We start from the raw sequence: 14180 nt of genomic DNA on the forward strand, positions 1-14180 counted from the left end.
GGGCTTCATGTCACCCCATGAAGCCCGTCAGGCAGCCACCCTGAAAGAGGCCGCCTGAGTTGCAAAACCGTGTCCAGACAATCCGAGCCGGTACAGGGCTTTATTTGTATTCCTATGGGCGACTTTATTCGTCCCGCGCAAGTTCGGGTCAACTTTACGCACTCGATTTCTCGCCCGGCTTCAAGGCTTCATCCGTTCTCACTCGGGCTACCTGATGATGCGTTTTGCGACAGCCTCTTCAGGTGGAGGATGAAGAGCGCGGCGACCGGAGGTCGCCTTGACTTTGCCATCGAAATCATTACTGTTGGGGCATGCCGAAAAGACAGTCCGATCCGACAACCACCACGCGCGTGCTCAGAGTCCGCATCAAGGACCGGCACGCATCGGAGTTGCTTGACAAGGCATTCTGGGTCAATCAGGTCTGGAATTATTCGAACGAACTGTCGTTCAAGGTGTGGGAGCGGGAACGACGCTTCATCGGCGGCTATGAGATCGACCGATACACCAGCGGTGCCTCGAAGGCTGGCGTGCCGTTGCATTCCCAGACGATCCAGGCCGTCAGCGCGGAATTCGTGACACGCCGCGTTCAGGCTCGCAAGGTCAGGCTTCGCTGGCGCGTGTCCTCTGGTCCACGCCGCAGTCTCGGCTGGGTGCCGTTCAAGGCCTCAGCGCTGCGCTACCGCAACGGGCAGATCTTCATGTCCGGCCTGGACAAGCCGCTGTCACTCTGGGACAGCTATGGTCTGTCCAGCTACGAGCTCGGGGCCGGTTGCTTCAGCGAAGATGCGCGCGGGCGCTGGTACCTGAACGTCACGGTCAGGATCAGGAAGGCAGCCCCCGAGCAAGGACGCAGCGCCATCGGCATCGATCTGGGCCTGAAGGACTTCGCAAAGACCAGTGACGGTGAGCCGCTTGAGGCGCAGCGTTTCTACCGCAAGTACGAGGAGGCGCTGGGCGTGGCGCAACGCGCCCGGCAGAAGAAGCGTGTCGCTGCGATCCATGCGCGCATCAAAAACAGCAGGAAAGACTTCCTGCACAAGGTTTCAACAGCGCTCGTGCGCAAGCACGGCGCTATCTTCGTCGGCAATGTGAATGCCTCAGCCCTGGCGCGGACCGGTATGGCCAAATCCGTGCTGGATGCAGGCTGGAGTGCATTCCGGACCATGCTGCAATACAAGTGCGATGACGCGGGCGTGTGGTTCGAAGAAGTCGACGAGCGCTACTCCACCCAGACCTGTTCGTGTTGCGGATCACGTACCGGACCCAGCGGCCCAGAAGGGCTCGCGGTCCGCGAGTGGACCTGCACCGTGTGCGATGCCGCGCACGACCGGGATACCAATGCCGCCAGTAACATCCTGCGTCGCGGTCTGGAGAGAATGCAAGCGCAGTTTGCCGCGGCGGCCGGTCAAGCCGTCGCGAAAGAGGTGCCACCTGGCGCCGGGGTCGGACGTGGCCCTCTTGCAGAAGGAATCCTCGCCCTTCCCGCGACAGCGGCAGCCGAAGGCTGAGGGCGAGGAGGACGTCAACCATCAGGGCGGTTGAAAAGGAGTGAGCCGTAGGCTCGGCGAGGCAAGTGGCCTGGCCGAACCGGATACCCGGTTTGGCGCCGTCGGCCCGAGGGGCACTTCGGCATGAGCCTGGCTTCGTCGATCAGACCGTGGCGGAAAGCTCCTCCACCATCTGGGCGTACGAAATCAGACCTTCCTGGTGACGTTGGATGATGGCCGCGCGGCGAATGCCGAGCGCCCAACGGTCCGTGGCGGCGACGCGATCGAGGGCACCGACATCGACCGTCCGGTAGCCCATCCGAAGCATATCTTCGACAGCCTCTGTGATCGTGTCGAAGCACAGGTGACCGACGAACCCGTTCTGATCGAACTGCTGGATGCGCCACGGCTTGTCGCCGCACGCGTCAGGCAGAACGAAGGCCCAGGTTTCCCGATCCGCCTTCCGACACTCAATCCCGATCGGCTGGCCGCCGTACTGAGCCATGAGGCCCTGGTAGGCGATCTGCGTGGCGCGGGCGCCTTCTCGCAGGATGCGTGCGAAGTCGGGCGAAACTCGGTCATGCGCGGCACGGACGTGTTCCCACGCGCGTGTGCGGTACCGCGACGCCGACGACGTCGCTGCTTGGGTATTGCTGTTCATGATTTTCTCCTTGTGCCCGAACGGGCGAGTGCAAAGGAGAAAAGCTGGCGCTTTCTGATCAGGCGACGAGAAAGCGATTGGCGGAATTTTGATGGGCGGCGCGGGCCGCTGGGATGCCGATTTAACGGCTGGTGATTACTCTAGCACAGATGGATTGGTCTCAACGTATCCTTTCTCGCCGGGACGGCTTTCGCGCTTGCAACTTAACGCTTCCTGGCATCCTTCCCTCTCTGGCCAGTAGGAACCGGGACGAGAAGCAACGGGCAGCTGAACATGCCTTCTCCTGACGAAAAAAGCCGCCGGCCCCAAACGGGACACGACGGCTTCTGTTCCAACCCAGAGGCTAACCTCAGGCCTCTGGCTTATTCCCGTGCGGCTTTTCAGTGTGACCAGCACCGCCGGCTCGCAACCAATGCGCACCGTAGATCATGGCCAAACCGATTGCTGCGATAAAAAGGAAATTGATCATTTCTTCTCCCTGCAAAAGGCGAGCCCTTCCCAAAAGAGAATATACCCGATCCCAACAAGAAGTATCGCGACCAGGTAATCCCACGTATCCTTGGCCGTCACAAACCTCGTGATCGCACCAAGAATGCTGGCGCTCGACATTGTGTGAGCGTAGCGGCAAATCTGCTCGTTCTGCTTGGTCGACAATGCTCCTCTGTCTTCGATCAGCCGCCGGTTGTATGCCCTCACAGCGGAGAGCGAACGCCCGGCTAACCTCCCGAGAACTTCAATGTTTCATGCAATCTTAACGCTCCTCTAAGGACGGGGCGTCCCACCCGGGAGGCGCCCCGGATGGGTGGATTGCAGCTACGTCTGACTTTCTGCCGCTGGAGCTACCGTCGCGGTAGCCTTCACGATATTCGTTGTCCAGAACCGACAACCCGGGCAGGCCCGGGGGCGACTCTGGCAAGCCTTCCTGTGCATCACGGAAGCCGTCCTGGTAGAAAGAGCTGCTTGCGCTGCACTTCGCCGGCGCGACGCTGAAATCGGGCTGAATGGCCATCACGCCTCCAGTTCCGCGACCGCGTCGCACACGTCGTTGATGCTGTCGGGGCTCTTGCGGTCCGCCAGCAACTCGTCGAGCAGGCCCGAGTCCGTAGCGACTGACAGCGCGGCCTTCAGCAGTTGCAATGCGTCGACCTGCTCCGCCGTGAGTCGCGAGTTCGCAACCGCTGGCAATGCAGGCCGATATTCCCGCTCGAGCGTCAGGACGCTCGCACCACTGAGCGAACCGATCCGTTCGGTGTCCACGATGATGAGTTCCGGATTCATCGGGTCATTCAGATCATTCGAATTTGCATCGAACACGCTGTCCAACAGACGACGCTTGAACGCGTCCGTGGCGACACCGACGTCCTCCGCAGCGATCACGTGAAACGTGTCGCTGTCGTCGCCGCTGACTGCTCCCGAGATGACGAATAGGCTAAGCGCCTGGCCATCCGCAGCGGCGACGGTTTTCTGTTGAGCGTTGCCATTCATGAGCTTCTCCTTTGGTTGCCCGGATGGGCGTTGAAAAGGAGTCGAGCCGTCAGCTCGGTGAGGCGGTTTCGCCCGGCCGAGATGGAGGATTGTCTCCGCCGGCAGTCCCTTGCGGGCGCCGGCGGAAGACGATGAGGTTGATGATTCCTTAGGCGGCCTTCTTCGCCTGGGCGACGCGGTCCAACTCGTCCGCACCACCGAGGACTAGAGCCGCGCGGCGGAGGCGGACCATAGCGTCTTCCCGCATCTCCTTCGCGATCGCACGCAGTTCGTCAGCCGTGCCGTTCTCCGTTCGCAACGACAGGTCACGGCCGCCCGACACGATCTCGACGAACATGTAGCCGTTACTGCGCTGCATGGACACAGAGACCTTCTCAGCGGAGTTGGTCGCCGCTGGCTGCTGCGTTTGCGCGGCAGCTTCCTGACGACGAGCCTTCCACTCCTCCTCGAACCGCGCGACCGGCATGGCCGAGACGCCGAGGCTGTCGCACACCGCGGAGTGGTACTCGTAGGCGAGTTCCGAATCGGCGATGGTCGGGTCGATTGCGACGAGGTTTTCCTCCTGCGGTTGCACTTCAGCGTTGCTGATCATGGTTTTCTCCGTTGATGCCCGAGGGGCGATGAAAAGGAGAAAGCCGTTTCGCCGGCTTGGCGGGTCGCGTGACCTGCCAAGCTCCACAATCGTGGAGCCAGCCGCCAGCCCCTCGCGGGGCGTGCGTCGTGTTGCTCGTTCAGTTCCAGGTGGGCGCGACGCCCAAGATCGTGTTCGGGCGGCGGTTCGCCACCTTCAACGCGGCTTCATGAGCCTCCTGGATCGTGGCGAACTTCGCGGTTTCGACCTTCGACATCCTCACCTGGATGAGGCCGTCGACACCGAGCGCGCGATCGTCTGCGTTGCCGCCGAAGAACGGATCGCCCGTGCCGCCGTACTCGATGACGATCATCGACTTGGGCGGGGCACCCCAGCGCGACGACAGATCTTCGACGTAGGCCGGGTGCGTGAGATCGCGCGGCGCGCGGTCGCCTTCCTGTTTCATGGTTCTCTCCTTATGCCCATGGGCGTTGGTAAAGGAGCAGCTGACGCTTTTCGGTCCGGCGGACGGAAAAGGTGCTTTTGGGTGGGAGGCAGGCGGCGCGAAACTTCTGCGCCGCCCTCCTGCTTCAGGGTTACATGACGATGCAGCCGGCCCGCCCCGGTGCGACGCAGGGCGGATTGCAGCGGATGTGCTCGAGCACCGACTCGAGTTGCTTGTCGTAGGTCTCGTCCAGGTCCCGGTCGATCATGTGGTGTGCTCGACGGTACTTGTCCGACATGACCTCAACGGTTCGGCAGTGCATGTAGATCACATCCTGCAGTTCCGAACGCAACATCTCGTCGATCTTCTCGCGCTCCTCTTCCGACTCCGGGCAGTTCAGTGCTTGGGTCGCAACCGGATGCAACTGGTAGCTCGGCGTGACTTCGCAGCAGTGCGTGACGCGGTTGGCATCGTAGGCGTAGACCTGAAAGACCTTGCCAGCCAGATACAGCACGTCGTCGCTGTAATAGCGCGTTTCGTCGATGACGACCAGTTGGATGTCGAGATCCAGCGAAGCCGCGGCGGCTTGCGCGAGACCTGCCGACTTCGGGATGGCCAAGAGAAATTGCTGATTCATGGGTTCTCCTTTTCTGCCAGTGATGGCGGTTGAAAAAGAGAGAGTCGCAAGCTCGGTCATCCCGCGCGGGATGACCCAACCGACAGCGTTGCGTCACGCCGGCCGGAGGGCCGACGAGGTTGCGGTCGAGGATCAGGCCTTGGCCTGTTCCATCTGGTCGATCTTGAGTTGCCAGACTTGCGCCGCATCCTTGGCACCCGGCAAGCCGGCCACTAGCGCCTCTTCGCGTTTCAGGCGATACGCGAAGTACGTGAGCAGGTGGGACCCGCCTGGGATGATGCGCTGCTGCCCAAGCTGATCGTAGAGTGCCCCGATCGCGCCGTGCGGGGGCGCCATCGCCTCGCGCCGCCGGATCTCCGCGAAGAGGTCGGCTGTGCTCACTTCCATCAGGCTGCGTTCCGACGGCGCGCCGTTCACGCGCTCGCACAGATCGTCGATGTCGCCGGCATCGTAGGAGATGTCCTCGTCGCCATTCGTCGCGATGTCATGGATAGAGTCCGAACGGTTGGCCGGCTCACCCATGCCTCGCTCCTGGTAGAACCGCAGCGCGGCCAGGATCGTGTTGCGATCTTCCCTGGCGCCGATGATGACCATCGGCTCGGCCGACTGGCTTGCTTCCTGATCCTGCGAAACGACTTTCTGGTTCATGCTCAGCTCCTTGTTGCCCAGTGGGCGGTTGAAAAGGAGACGAGCGGCGACGCTCGGATGAGCGGCACTCATCGCAGCGGTCGTGAAGTCTGGGGAATTCCGAAACGCTCCCGCCGGGAGGCTGGACGGCCGTTGGCCAATTGAAGAGACTGATGCCGATTGAACGGCTGCGGCCATTCTAGCGTACCGGGATTGCTGATAGCAACTTGCCGCAAGCAAAAGGGAAGCCACCGGCACCTCGTGAGAGGTGCACAGTGGGCATAGTTTCACGTTGATAGAACTGGTTTTAGATCAACAGATCAGGCAGTTCGACTTCATCGCCGTGCTTGCTCGCAACGTAGCATCGCATGGCGGCAATGAGCGGTGTGTCACCCATTTGTTCAAACGACCCGTCGTAGTTGCCAGGACCGAGAACGAATGCTTTCCATACCCACTTCCCAGCGGGATGCTCGATGCCTGCTGCGAGGAACCACGGCTCGATCATCAGAAGCTCACGCTCGATGATCGGACCGCCCTGCACCCACAGCCTGCTGGGGCTGTATCGCTCGAATTTTGGCGCACTATCGATCTCGACTTCCCGCTCAATTGGCCAGCCGACCTGATCTTCCCGCCGGATGACGGTTAGCTTTCGGTCGTGCGATTCTTCGCATTTCGCCACAATCCAGTCCAAGGCCGAACCAGACAAATCCTGAACCTTGATGGTCTTCGGGATGCCGGCCGTTTCGGGCAATTTCCCGCTCAGCGTCGAGTCGCTTCGGAGGAAGCGAACAGCGTGAGCCCAGGCCGCGTTCTCGTTGTCGAAATCCCCGTGGCTGGATTCAGCTTCCGACCAACCGGGCTGGCTCAGTGTCCACCACCAGCGACCATCGAGTTCGGCGCCATGCGAAGCATCTCCCTGCTGCACTTGGAATCCGGCGGCTTTCGCCTCCGAGATGTCCTTCTCGCTGACTTCCTGCTGCGTCCCTTCCGGTGCCTTCAGCCCGTAGAGAGCAACGTTTGAGCTACCGGCGGCAATAAGCGCATGGATGGCGCGGATCGCAACCGGGTTACCGACGTCAGCCATCGCTTGGACATGCCTTGCTGCGGACGCGTCGTCAGCGAAAACAGCGGCTTCGGCATCACGTTGAATCTGCAGTTCGCCACAGCACTCGAACAGATTCCAACCTTGGTGATCTGCCGCGGCCGAATATTCGCTCGTCCACAGGCCCTCCGACGGTTTCCCGCCTTCAGGTCCTGCTGCTCGAGCACCATCCTGATTAGCGTTGTGATCGGCACGGATGCGGTCAATAACCGGCAGTTTTGTTTCAACGTTGCTTTTCATAACCTACTCCTTTGTACCGCTGTACGGTGGTTGAAAAGGAGCGAGCGACAACGCTCGGATGAGCGAGACTCATCGCAGCGTACGAGATGTCGGGGGATTTCCTGGCGCTCCCGGACGGGAGGCTGAGGCGGCGCGAGGCCAACGAAAAGCTGGTGCCGACCAAACGGCTGGGGCCATTCTAGCGTACCGCAAACTTAAATGGCAACCGAGTCGCCCGGCATAAAGAAACCCACCGGCCTCCACACGGGAGACACGGCGGGCGTTGATTACAGGTTGAGATTACGTGCGCGGCGTCGGCTGTTCGTCCATCGAATTGTCCACGAAGAACGTAGCGTCTGAGCCGAGTTTTTCCGTTTCGACGTCAAGCTGCTCGCGCGTCAGGACCGCATTCGACACCACCGAGAGACCGCCGCCGACGTAACCGCCTTCGTCGCACTCGCAGACAATGTCCCCGAGCGACATTGACGAAAGGTCCTTTCCGTCATCATGCAGCACCGTGAACTGAATCACGGTCTTGCGGACGTCAGTCGACGTCGCCGGCCCATCCGATGCTTGCATCTTCGCAAGCGATGGTGCTCCATGAGCGGCAACGAACGAAAACGCCTCCTCCCAGACGGGCGCTTCCCAACCGCCCATATGCTCAGCCCACTTTATCAGCCCGATAAGCAGATCGATCGGATCGGCCTGGCCCGGCAATTTCCGACGCAGCACACCATCGTCTTGACGATCCTGGAGCATCGCCTCCGAAGGCGACATACCCTGATCGTAGTAACGACGATAGCTTTCTCCATCCACGTCCGAGCCGGCCTCTCGCTCGACGCCCGCTATCCAGTCCTCGAAAGACATGGTTTGCCGCGTTGCCAGTTGCGTCTCGATAGCCTGACATGCCATAAAAGCAGCCTTGAAGGCGTCACGCGTCAGGCTCGTTTCTGCACCGTTGAGCCGTTTGACATCGACCACCGGAGTGTCATCCGGGAGCATTCTCGCAAATAGCCATGCCCCAATATCAGCAAAGGGGCGAAGTGCAGCAGCTGCGCACTGGAGTGCTTCAACTCGACGCTGTTCCGGCACTTCCCGAGGCGAAGCCCACTGCGGAAACGACGCGATTGGCGAAAGGCTCCAATCCTCAGGCGCTTTGCTAACCTCATTCGCGACGAATAGCGACTCGGCCAGATCAGCTCTCTCTGCCGAACACAGATCAACCCATTTCAGACCATCGAATGCCTGCGCAGCGACGAGTTTGTCGTTCGCCACATCGATCACGATACGACACTCTGTTTCCGCTCGGCCAGGTCCAAACAAATGATTCCAGTTCCCCGCAAACAACTCAGGTTTCGGCAGTTCCATGGCTACTTCAGTGTTGCCCTTCATGATTTGCTCCTTTGTACCGCTACGCGGTGGTTGAGAAGGAGCGAGCGACAACGCTCGGATGAGCGGTACTCATCTTAGCGTACGTGATGCTAGGGGGGATTTTCGGGCGCTCCCGAACGGGAGGCAGTGGCGGCGCGACGCCAATGAAAAGCTGATGCCGATCAAACGGCCTGGCCATTCTAACGCACCGACAAGTGGAATGGCAACGCGGCCGCTTGCCCCCGCGCAGACGGGTAAGGCCAAACGCGCCGCCAGGGGCCGTGCAGTAGAAGTCTGCGCGATCACGGGCTTCCTGCACGACACCTACACCGCCTATCTCCGATCCGGACAAGGCCTCGCGGTCGCGCGGCGCCGGGGTGCGGTCCCGAGCACTGGCAGCCGACTTCATCCAGTTCGCTCGCAACACCCTCACCCGCATCGTTCACCGGACCTATCTCGGCGGCGGCCGCGGCGGCGCGCTTGCACCGGCGCCGCCTGCCCGTACCCTGAAAGGGTGATCCACCTTTCCTGATCCCAGCCTCATGTCCCCTGACTGCCAGCTTGATCTGTTCGACCACGTGGGCGGCGCGTTCGCCCAGCCGGAGAGCGGCCGCCTCACGATGCAGGAGCTTTACCGCATCCCGGCCGGCCGCGCCGGCATCTCCATGCAGGAGATGAACGCTCGCTCTCCGGTCGGCGAGAAGAAGACCCAGCGCAGTCTCCTGCAGCGTCAGGTGCGCTGGCACTGCCAGTCGCTCAAGGCCCAAGGCCTGCTCATGCGTGTTGAGGACGAGCGCGGCGTCTGGCAGTTGACGGAAGCTGGCAAACAGAAGCTCAGGAAGGCGCGCTCCGGCGTGTCCGTGCTCGCGTTCGACCGGGCAGCGGTATCGGCGCGGCCTTTCGTGCACTCGAAGCGGTCCTTGCGAAACGGTACGTAGGCGGTTCCGCCATCTGCACCGAGAACGGGCGCGGCATTGGGTAGCGTCTCGATCTGACGAGAGCCTCATTGGCAATCGTCGCAGTAGCAAACGACCGTTAATATTGACAGCCGGTCGAGCAGTTCAAGGTTGCCGAATACGCGGTTGAGGAGACTCTGGCGCACGCTCACGAGACGGGCGAGTGGCGGCTCGCGCCTGAAGTGATCAGCGACTTTGAAACGCTGCTGGCGCTGTACGACGCCCAGCTTGCGAAGGCTCCTCTTCACGAAGTACACTCGACGCGGAGCGGCGGATGAGAGTTTTCCTGGCAGGAGCGGACCAGTCTCCGATTCCGCTATCGGCGTAGTGGCACGCCTGAAGAGGTGGCCGTTCGGGACCGGTACCGGCCGGGTAGCAGCTGAATTGATGGTGCGCTAAGTCGATTTAATTCGTTGTCCTGCTCAATTTGGAATAAAAGAAATTATCACCATTTCGAACGATCGTGCTTTTATGTTCGCATTAGCTGACGGACGATTGCGATCGCGGCCGCCTCCGAGTTTGGAACTTCGCGATGCGTGGGCTGAGGTCTGCCTAACGCTTTGCGTTGAAATCATGACAGTTGAGTCGAACGGGCTGCCCGGGCCGCGATTTCCGCCATTCTGGCCTTTTGGGCAAAAGCGCTTTTTGGAGAATTTGGGCAGCCGGTGGGCAATGGCTGCCATTTTTCCGCCAGACACCCGCGGCAGGACACGATGCAACGCGAGCGGCAATTCGACGATCAGGCACTGACTGCTCGCCCCGGCGGGGCTCCATAGGGTTCCACATGTCAGTGAATGCGCGCGAGGCTGCGAAGGAGAGAATCTCCATCCTGCGTCACGCGAGGCAGCACGGCACCTCCCGCGATCTGCTCCATGGCGACCAGTTGACGTTCGAGTAGCGTGTCAAGTTCCGCCCGGTCGGCAATCTGGTCCGCGGAGTCTTTGACCAGCATCAATGTGGCAAATTCGTGAGCGCTGAGCATGCCTGCCTCCTGATAGATCGAGTAGGAGTGCCGTATGGATTTGCGCCGGCTAAAGCGCTCGCTTGCGGCGACGCATTGCCGGCGGCGCGTTTGACTGCAATATGCAGCGGAGAGTTGATGGTAGGGGGAGCTTCGGAACGCAGCAATCCGGGTCGTCCCGCATATTGGACATATTGGCCGTGGCGCACTTCGGCACAGCAGGTACGGCAATGATCAAGCACTTATGTCATCGTTCGGCACAAAGCAGCTTGACCACATGGAGAGGTGGCGGCGACATCTTTTCGGGCGTTGTGTGTCCACCCCAAACACATACTTAAAACGTTCCGACGGACCCGGGTACGGCGAACGACGCAAACCCGATAACACGGCGAGGTGTTACCAGCGCGCCCCGGAGATTGAGATCGCGGCCTGCAAGTTTATTGTGACCGCATGGTGCCCATAGTGTGTTTCGGCAGCGGTCGCGCCTAGCTTTCCGTCATCGCATACCGGGGCAGGCTGATCGTGAAAACGCAGCCTGTACCTGGCACATTGCGCACGCTCAGAATCCCGTTATTTGCCTCGACACTGCGCCGCGCGATGGGCAGTCCCCAGCCCAAGGCCGGTTCGGTCCTCGGTCACATGCGGTGCCAAAGGTGGCAGGTTCTATAATTAAAAATGCGCCACCCCTCCGGTCGGCTTCAGGACGCCGGCGCAGCGCTATGCCAACTGGCCCAGGCGCACGGGGCTGGCAACCTGGGCGCCAGGTCGATACACTGCGATCGCGCCGGGGCTCGTTGTAGAGACACTTTCATACAGGAGTGTCATCATGCTGCAAGCCAGTGAAATTCAGAAGCGGTTCACCCATCTAACGCAAACCATCGACAAGGCTTCGCAGGCCTGTCACGCCGACGCCACCCTCCCCAAGGACCTCATCGAGTGCGTTGATCGACTTGATCAACAGTCCGCGTCGGCGAAAGCGATGATGGCTTCGAACGATCAGGATCGCATGCGCCAATGGGTAGACGATCTTGAGCGGCTCGGCGACCGTGCAGAAAAAGCATGTGAACGTGCTGCGAATGTCAATGCCAAGGTTAAAAGCGCAGTAAGTTCGGTTCACGCTGAACTGAGCGATCTAAAGAAACAGTTACATTAATTTTGCTCGCTTGATGTGATTTGGTCGCCGTTGGCGTGAGAGACCTCCGGCGGGGACGTCAGTGGTGACCCGCTCCGCCGTGCTTGATGATCGATCGTCCATGCAGTTTTTCGCCGTTCCAAACACGGTGCCGCTGACGGCGTCTGGCTCAAAGGCAGCGACAGATCAAAGAGGAATTTATGGGAATCCCAACAACCAACTGGTTTCCGCTGGACAAATACGCCCCTGTCCGCAATGGATGGTACGAGGTGCAACTTGTGAGTGGGGAGACGACCTTTGCGAAGTTTGGCGGCGGTGAATGGACCGAAAAACCTTTGCTCGTCTTTACTCATTGGCGCGGTTTGAGCACCGACCCGGCCAGGTCTGGCGAAACGGAGGCTATCGGCGCGGAGGCGACTCTGGCAGAAGGTGTCCGGGACGCGTTGAACGTTTTTTTCCCCGGTGCGGGCGGTGAGACGCACAAGCCGCGCGAAGACTCCGAGCAGCGTGGGGGGCACCTGGCCCATTGAAGGGGCGACACGCACCAAGAAGATTTGATAACGGCGAACCAACATTTTTCTTTCGCCGCGACTCCCCTCAACCTGTCATTGGCCTCAGTTGGCGCAGCAGAGGTGTCTTGCAGGCGATTTCCTTCCACTTTCGCCCGACGAATAGCCGGGCTCTTGTCGGAGGCACCCTTGCCATGCTGCTCGGGTGGGGGACGTTCTTGCCGCTGAGCGTCCGATTCACGTGGACTGCGGGATTCGGACTCGTTTGTACGTTCGCTGCACCGCACTATCAATAGAATCGATGGCTTGGCGTTGATGGCACTGGTTGGGCTGGACCTCCAGGAGCAGAGTAGTGCAAAGCCTTCCGAGGCGAAGTCGCCGCTGGCCCGGCAGACTGAACGAGCCGCGGATGGAAGAGCGAGTGGATCTGGACATGGCTCACTGGTTAGATCTGCTCCGCACTCGCAGGCCCCTGAACGCACGGAGAAGTCTGAAGGAACCCGAATAATATGCGATGTGTATTTTTGTTCTTTTGCTAAGTTGAATTACGCGTCAAGAGGGATTGAAATGAATCTGGATGTCATTGAAGGTAAGCGGGAAACAGTTCAAGAATCAAAAGTCCAGAATGTGGAACGTTGGAGCGAACTCGCCGGCGAACCTCGCGATACTCATGCAGGAAAACGTTTCGTGCTTGATAAACGGAGCAGACCATGAGCTTAGGTACAATTCTTCTGATTATCTTGATATTGATTCTCGTTGGCGCGTTCCCGAGCTGGCCGCACAGTCGGAGCTGGGGCTATGGCCCTAGCGGCATTGTCGGTGTAATTGTGGTGATCTTGCTCATCCTGTTGCTAATGGGACGAATTTAACAATGACAACAGGTCCCACTTACTGAGGAGTGGTCTTTTGCGAAAAGGAAGCGCTGCGATCACCGCGCGCAATTGAAAACGCGACACCATCACGGCGCCGCGTTTGCTGCGATGACTGGCGCGAATGGGCTTGTTGACCTCGGCTCTTGACTTCGTTGGCGCGCTCCCTCAGCTGGCTCCGTTACTTGGGCTCTTGTGCCTCATTCTTGATCGCCTGGCCGCCCTTCGAAATGTCCTGGCCTGCGCCCGCCATCGTGCTGCAGCCGGCGAGAACTGCGGTACCAGCAATCAGCATCCATGCAATAAATCGAATCATTATCTTCCCCTTGTTCAAATCAGGATCGGACCAGATTAATTTTAGACGATTTTGCTGTCGGTGCTTCCGCTTCGCATGTCGGCATCGACTGACGCGGCATCGTGACGTGGATCTGAGTGCCGCCGCTCGCAACCGCAGCGTCCCGGACGCGAACCGAAAACCGGGATAGCGACTCTGATTGTGGCGCGCCGCGTCGTCACGTTCCATGCAGGCCGAAGCTCAAGGCGCGACTCAAATCATGCGGCGAATAGTGACCCTGTGACCGCTTTCGGTAAAGAACTCGAAATGACCAGTCATGGCCGAGCGTCGACTCTCACCTCCGTCCCCTACTGGGGTCGTCAGCGCGCTGTTCAGGATTCCAAACAGTGGGATGTGCGGCACACCGAACGTACATCCGCGTTCGAAGCCTGCGGTCACCCCAATTCGCGATTGACGGCTGCATCCGCACGCAACCCGCTTCACGGCACGCCGTCCGGCTGTCAGATTCTAAGTCGCGTGAACTTGATGCTTCCCGGCGACGCCCCGGCTATCAGGCCGGGGTTGGTCAACACGATGGGCCTGTACCGGTGCGGATGGGGTTGACGTATCGACGTTGCCGCTCGCACCGACCTTTAGCACGGCGACGGTTGTGTCGCTGAGATTGGACGACTGAGGAGCGCGATCCGTCATCTGGCGATAGCCGCATGAGGAGTTGCTACGGCCTCGAACTCGACACACTCCTCGCCTGCAATAGGCATGCATTCCTTGCTGTCTGACTCGACTCATGCTTTTCTAGAAGTTACTGTCTATCAGGAACTTGCCGTTATTGACGCTTCGTGCTGGCTAACGGCGA

At 60.1% G+C, this 14180-nt stretch carries 18 protein-coding genes; 7 read left to right on the forward strand and 11 right to left on the reverse strand.

Annotated features, from left to right (window positions below; all coding sequences use genetic code 11):
• Positions 1-311 precede the first annotated feature (311 nt).
• On the forward strand, positions 312-1508 hold the full coding sequence (locus tag P3T23_RS42640; protein WP_429322068.1) for an RNA-guided endonuclease InsQ/TnpB family protein: 1197 nt from the start codon (positions 312-314) through the stop codon (positions 1506-1508).
• A 142-nt stretch (positions 1509-1650) separates the two neighbouring features.
• On the opposite strand, the gene P3T23_RS42645 is transcribed toward P3T23_RS42640, so the two are convergent.
• The 8 genes from P3T23_RS42645 to P3T23_RS42680 all read right to left on the reverse strand — a co-directional run bounded on the left by P3T23_RS42645 (position 1651) and on the right by P3T23_RS42680 (position 8626).
• A complete protein-coding gene (locus P3T23_RS42645; protein ID WP_429322069.1) occupies positions 1651-2148 on the reverse strand; it encodes a hypothetical protein in 498 nt (165 codons plus the stop codon).
• 1008 nt (positions 2149-3156) lie between these two features.
• Positions 3157-3633, reverse strand: a complete 477-nt coding sequence (locus tag P3T23_RS42650) for a hypothetical protein (protein ID WP_429322070.1) — start codon at positions 3631-3633, stop codon at positions 3157-3159.
• A gap of 148 nt (positions 3634-3781) precedes the next feature.
• On the reverse strand, positions 3782-4225 hold the full coding sequence (locus P3T23_RS42655; RefSeq protein WP_429322071.1) for a hypothetical protein: 444 nt from the start codon (positions 4223-4225) through the stop codon (positions 3782-3784).
• 139 nt (positions 4226-4364) lie between these two features.
• The gene (locus tag P3T23_RS42660) at positions 4365-4670 is read right to left on the reverse strand and encodes a hypothetical protein (protein WP_429322072.1); all 306 of its coding nucleotides are present in this window, start codon (positions 4668-4670) and stop codon (positions 4365-4367) included.
• A gap of 130 nt (positions 4671-4800) precedes the next feature.
• Positions 4801-5286, reverse strand: coding sequence for a hypothetical protein (locus tag P3T23_RS42665; RefSeq protein WP_429322073.1), 486 nt, complete (start codon positions 5284-5286; stop codon positions 4801-4803).
• A gap of 132 nt (positions 5287-5418) precedes the next feature.
• Positions 5419-5934, reverse strand: coding sequence for a hypothetical protein (locus P3T23_RS42670; protein ID WP_429322074.1), 516 nt, complete (start codon positions 5932-5934; stop codon positions 5419-5421).
• A 286-nt stretch (positions 5935-6220) separates the two neighbouring features.
• Positions 6221-7255, reverse strand: coding sequence for a phage protein NinX family protein (locus P3T23_RS42675; protein ID WP_429322075.1), 1035 nt, complete (start codon positions 7253-7255; stop codon positions 6221-6223).
• A gap of 279 nt (positions 7256-7534) precedes the next feature.
• Entirely contained in the window at positions 7535-8626 is a 1092-nt protein-coding gene (locus P3T23_RS42680; protein ID WP_429322076.1) for a hypothetical protein, read from the reverse strand.
• 356 nt (positions 8627-8982) lie between these two features.
• Between P3T23_RS42680 and P3T23_RS42685 the strand changes: the two genes are divergently transcribed.
• Both P3T23_RS42685 and P3T23_RS42690 read left to right on the forward strand, forming a co-directional pair.
• A complete protein-coding gene (locus P3T23_RS42685; protein WP_429322077.1) occupies positions 8983-9123 on the forward strand; it encodes a hypothetical protein in 141 nt (46 codons plus the stop codon).
• A 24-nt stretch (positions 9124-9147) separates the two neighbouring features.
• On the forward strand, positions 9148-9543 hold the full coding sequence (locus P3T23_RS42690; RefSeq protein WP_429322078.1) for a winged helix-turn-helix domain-containing protein: 396 nt from the start codon (positions 9148-9150) through the stop codon (positions 9541-9543).
• A 65-nt stretch (positions 9544-9608) separates the two neighbouring features.
• Here the strand turns inward: P3T23_RS42690 and P3T23_RS42695 are convergent, their stop codons facing one another.
• Both P3T23_RS42695 and P3T23_RS42700 read right to left on the reverse strand, forming a co-directional pair.
• The gene (locus tag P3T23_RS42695) at positions 9609-9809 is read right to left on the reverse strand and encodes a hypothetical protein (RefSeq protein ID WP_429322079.1); all 201 of its coding nucleotides are present in this window, start codon (positions 9807-9809) and stop codon (positions 9609-9611) included.
• A 539-nt stretch (positions 9810-10348) separates the two neighbouring features.
• The gene (locus tag P3T23_RS42700; protein ID WP_429322080.1) at positions 10349-10543 is read right to left on the reverse strand and encodes a hypothetical protein; all 195 of its coding nucleotides are present in this window, start codon (positions 10541-10543) and stop codon (positions 10349-10351) included.
• Positions 10544-11348: 805 nt separating this feature from the next.
• Between P3T23_RS42700 and P3T23_RS42705 the strand changes: the two genes are divergently transcribed.
• From P3T23_RS42705 to P3T23_RS42720, 4 genes are all read left to right on the forward strand, one after another.
• Positions 11349-11675, forward strand: a complete 327-nt coding sequence (locus P3T23_RS42705; RefSeq protein ID WP_429322081.1) for a hypothetical protein — start codon at positions 11349-11351, stop codon at positions 11673-11675.
• A 179-nt stretch (positions 11676-11854) separates the two neighbouring features.
• Positions 11855-12184 carry a hypothetical protein gene (locus tag P3T23_RS42710; RefSeq protein ID WP_429322082.1) on the forward strand — a complete coding sequence of 110 codons (330 nt, stop codon included), beginning with the start codon at positions 11855-11857 and terminating at the stop codon, positions 12182-12184.
• A gap of 546 nt (positions 12185-12730) precedes the next feature.
• Positions 12731-12877, forward strand: coding sequence for a hypothetical protein (locus P3T23_RS42715; RefSeq protein WP_429322083.1), 147 nt, complete (start codon positions 12731-12733; stop codon positions 12875-12877).
• Positions 12874-13032 carry a DUF3309 family protein gene (locus P3T23_RS42720; protein WP_429322084.1) on the forward strand — a complete coding sequence of 53 codons (159 nt, stop codon included), beginning with the start codon at positions 12874-12876 and terminating at the stop codon, positions 13030-13032. The genes P3T23_RS42715 and P3T23_RS42720 overlap by 4 nt, the downstream gene beginning before the upstream one ends.
• A 181-nt stretch (positions 13033-13213) precedes the next feature.
• On the opposite strand, the gene P3T23_RS42725 is transcribed toward P3T23_RS42720, so the two are convergent.
• The gene (locus tag P3T23_RS42725) at positions 13214-13348 is read right to left on the reverse strand and encodes an entericidin A/B family lipoprotein (protein WP_429322085.1); all 135 of its coding nucleotides are present in this window, start codon (positions 13346-13348) and stop codon (positions 13214-13216) included.
• Positions 13349-14180 lie beyond the last annotated feature (832 nt).

This window comes from Paraburkholderia sp. GAS448 (genome assembly GCF_050435685.1).
Taxonomy (GTDB): Bacteria; Pseudomonadota; Gammaproteobacteria; order Burkholderiales; family Burkholderiaceae; genus Paraburkholderia.

Bases quoted from the DNA above. Each gene is read 5' to 3' on its own strand.
- P3T23_RS42640 (WP_429322068.1), top strand. From the start codon at position 312: ATGCCGAAAAGACAGTCCGATCCGACAACCACCACGCGCGTGCTCAGA.
- P3T23_RS42645 (WP_429322069.1), bottom strand. From the start codon at position 2,148: ATGAACAGCAATACCCAAGCAGCGACGTCGTCGGCGTCGCGGTACCGC.
- P3T23_RS42650 (WP_429322070.1), bottom strand. From the start codon at position 3,633: ATGAATGGCAACGCTCAACAGAAAACCGTCGCCGCTGCGGATGGCCAG.
- P3T23_RS42655 (WP_429322071.1), bottom strand. From the start codon at position 4,225: ATGATCAGCAACGCTGAAGTGCAACCGCAGGAGGAAAACCTCGTCGCA.
- P3T23_RS42660 (WP_429322072.1), bottom strand. From the start codon at position 4,670: ATGAAACAGGAAGGCGACCGCGCGCCGCGCGATCTCACGCACCCGGCC.
- P3T23_RS42665 (WP_429322073.1), bottom strand. From the start codon at position 5,286: ATGAATCAGCAATTTCTCTTGGCCATCCCGAAGTCGGCAGGTCTCGCG.
- P3T23_RS42670 (WP_429322074.1), bottom strand. From the start codon at position 5,934: ATGAACCAGAAAGTCGTTTCGCAGGATCAGGAAGCAAGCCAGTCGGCC.
- P3T23_RS42675 (WP_429322075.1), bottom strand. From the start codon at position 7,255: ATGAAAAGCAACGTTGAAACAAAACTGCCGGTTATTGACCGCATCCGT.
- P3T23_RS42680 (WP_429322076.1), bottom strand. From the start codon at position 8,626: ATGAAGGGCAACACTGAAGTAGCCATGGAACTGCCGAAACCTGAGTTG.
- P3T23_RS42690 (WP_429322078.1), top strand. From the start codon at position 9,148: ATGTCCCCTGACTGCCAGCTTGATCTGTTCGACCACGTGGGCGGCGCG.
- P3T23_RS42700 (WP_429322080.1), bottom strand. From the start codon at position 10,543: ATGCTCAGCGCTCACGAATTTGCCACATTGATGCTGGTCAAAGACTCC.
- P3T23_RS42705 (WP_429322081.1), top strand. From the start codon at position 11,349: ATGCTGCAAGCCAGTGAAATTCAGAAGCGGTTCACCCATCTAACGCAA.
- P3T23_RS42710 (WP_429322082.1), top strand. From the start codon at position 11,855: ATGGGAATCCCAACAACCAACTGGTTTCCGCTGGACAAATACGCCCCT.
- P3T23_RS42715 (WP_429322083.1), top strand. From the start codon at position 12,731: ATGAATCTGGATGTCATTGAAGGTAAGCGGGAAACAGTTCAAGAATCA.
- P3T23_RS42720 (WP_429322084.1), top strand. From the start codon at position 12,874: ATGAGCTTAGGTACAATTCTTCTGATTATCTTGATATTGATTCTCGTT.
- P3T23_RS42725 (WP_429322085.1), bottom strand. From the start codon at position 13,348: ATGATTCGATTTATTGCATGGATGCTGATTGCTGGTACCGCAGTTCTC.